Origin of the sequence: Pseudoalteromonas sp. SR45-5, from assembly GCF_014163565.1 — a bacterium.
GTDB classification, from domain to species: Bacteria; Pseudomonadota; Gammaproteobacteria; order Enterobacterales; family Alteromonadaceae; genus Pseudoalteromonas; species Pseudoalteromonas distincta.
Genome location: NZ_JACJDN010000521.1, coordinates 1 through 2,865, shown reverse-complemented (window position 1 = coordinate 2,865; position 2,865 = coordinate 1). Strand labels below are relative to the sequence as shown.

The 2,865-nt window shown below is 41.6% G+C and carries 1 protein-coding gene and 1 pseudogene; both read left to right on the top strand.

From position 1 onward, the window contains the following. Positions 1-378: pseudogene (locus tag H5072_RS15995) on the top strand (enoyl-CoA hydratase/isomerase family protein); the annotation flags it as partial. Positions 379-579: 201 nt separating this feature from the next. After that, positions 580-2,865, top strand: a 2,286-nt coding sequence (gene rnr / locus H5072_RS15990) for a ribonuclease R (protein ID WP_182694082.1), incomplete at its 3' end; no start/stop codon positions are given.

Genomic DNA, 2,865 nt, shown 5'->3' with positions numbered 1-2,865 from the left:
TTTAGAATTATGAAATCAGACAAAGGCTTTTTTTGTTTTCCCGAAGTGGCTGTAATGGTGCCGATTGTTCCATCGATGTTTCCTATAATGAATAAAGCAATTTCGCAAACATTCTTTAATCGCCTAGCTATGTCAGGAGAGCGGGTTGGTGCACAGCAGTTGCTAGAGAACAAAGTAGTTGAAGCTGTGTTTGCAAATAACGACGAACTACAAGCGGGTGTACTTGAGTTTGCCCAGCAGTTTAATAAAAATCGTTGGATTTACGCTCAAAATAAAACACAAATGAATAAGCAGATTTTACTTACGATGAAAGAAGAAGACCCAAGCTTTATTGATAATATAAGTAAACTGCTGTGGAAAAACCTACAAAAAAAATAGTATAGGTTTTAGCATTGCTACGAGATGACTAAACACTTTGCAGTTAAGGGATCGTTAAGCCCCATTGCGCTAGATTTTTAAACTATACAGCAAGGTAAACAGCAAGGTAAAAGTGCTTTCTTAAAAGTTTAATAGCTTTTACCTGTCTCATTATAACTATATGGGTTAAAATACCTACATAACCAACTAACAAGATAGTGAATGTCAAACCAAGATCCAAATCTCAGTCGAGAACAAGAAAAGTACGAAAACCCAGTCCCTAGTCGTGAGTTTATACTTACTCACCTTCAAGAGCGTTCAAAGCCTGCTAACTACGCGCAATTATGTGAAGAACTAGCAGTAAACGATGACGAACGCCAAATAGCATTTAAACGCCGCCTTCGCGCTATGGAGCGTGACGGACAGCTGTATTTCAATAAATTTAAATGCTACGCCCTAATTGACGAAGCCGGTTTAACCAAAGGCAAAGTAATAGGCCACAGAGACGGTTTCGGCTTTTTAGAAGTTGAAGGCGAGAGTAAAGATTGGTTTATTGCTAAGCACCAAATGAATATGGTGTTACATGGCGACATTGTACTAGCTAAAGGCACTAAACGTGGTTCTGGCTCAAAATGCGATGCACGTATTATAAAAGTGCTTACTAACGAGCGCGCGCCAATTGTTGGCCGTTACTTTGTTGAGCACGGTGTTGCTGTGGTAGTCGCTGAAGACCCTCGCATAACGCAAGATATAATGATTTTACCAGGCAACGAAAACGGTGCCCGCCATAACCAAATGGTGCAGGTTAAAATTACGCAAAATCCAAGCCGTAACATGAACGCGGTAGGTAAAGTTATAGATGTACTTGGTGAGCATTTAGCCCCAGGTATGGAAATTGAAGTTGCACTGCGCAATCACGATATTCCACATGTATGGCCAGAAGAAGTTGAGGCACAAGTTGCTCACCTAGGTGAATTTGTTGAAGAAGCTGACAAACAAGGTCGCGTAGATTTACGTGATTTGCCACTTGTAACTATTGATGGCGAAGATGCACGCGACTTTGATGACGCCGTATACTGTGAACCTAAAAAATCAGGTGGCTGGCGCTTATGGGTTGCCATTGCCGATGTATCGCATTACGTAGGAATGAACACGCCGCTTAACAAAGAAGCAATTTTGCGTGGTAACTCAGTGTATTTTCCTGAGCAAGTAATTCCGATGCTACCAAAAGTGCTTTCTAACGGATTATGTTCGCTTAATCCAAAAGTAGATCGCTTATGTATGGTTGCCGAAATGACCGTGTCGAGCGCGGGTAAACTTTCCGGTTATAAGTTTTACGAAGCGATAATGAACTCGCATGCACGTTTAACTTACACCAAAGTAAATGCCATTTTACAAAACGACGAAAAACTACGCGAAGAATACTCAGCCGTTGTGCCACATTTAACTGATTTACAGCAAATGTACATGGCGCTTAAAGGTGCTCGCCAAGAGCGCGGAGCTATTGAGTTTGAAACACTCGAAACACGCTTTGTATTTAACGCGCAACGTAAAATAGAATCAATAGTGCCTGTTATTCGTAACGACGCGCACAAACTCATTGAAGAATGTATGATTTTAGCCAACGTATCAGCGGCTAAAATTCTTGAAAAGCACGAAGCAAGCGCGCTTTATCGCGTGCATGACGAACCAGACCAAGAAAAACTAGGTAACTTTACTAAGTTTTTAGGCGAGTTAGGTATTGAAAGTACATTAAGCGACGAGCCAACACCAAAAGAAATAACGCAAGTATTAGCGCGACTAGGTGACCGCCCAGAAGCTGAACTTATTCAAACTATGTTACTGCGTTCAATGAAACAAGCTGTATATCAGCCAGATAACATTGGTCACTTTGGTTTAGCGTTATCGGCTTACGCGCATTTTACATCGCCAATACGTCGTTACCCAGATTTAGTAGTGCATCGTGCTATTAAAGCAGTAATAAAAGCACAAGGTCAGCAAACGTCTGGCGAATACGCTTATACCGACGATGAAGTTGATCAACTAGGTGAGCAGTGTTCTACAACAGAGCGCCGCGCCGATGATGCAACTCGCGAAGTAGCTGATTGGCTTAAATGTGAGTTTATGCAAGACCATGTAGGTGAAGAGTTTGATGGTGTTATTTCATCGGTCACTAACTTTGGTTTGTTTATTCGTTTAGATGATTTACAAATTGATGGGCTTATTCACGTTACTAATTTAGGCGACGAGTTTTTTGCGCATGATGCTGCAAAACACACCCTAATAGGTGAGCACTCTCACAAAGTTTATCGCCTTGGCGATAAGGTAACAGTTAAAGTTGCGTCGGTTAGTTTAGACGATCGCCGTATAAACTTAACGCTTAAAGGCGATGTTGCACAAGACAGATACTCACGTCGTCGTGCACCAAAAAAAGGTTCAGGTAAGTCTGAGCATGCGCCAGCAAGTGTGCGTTCGCAATTAAAAGCAGGCAAAGTACCAGGTAAAAAG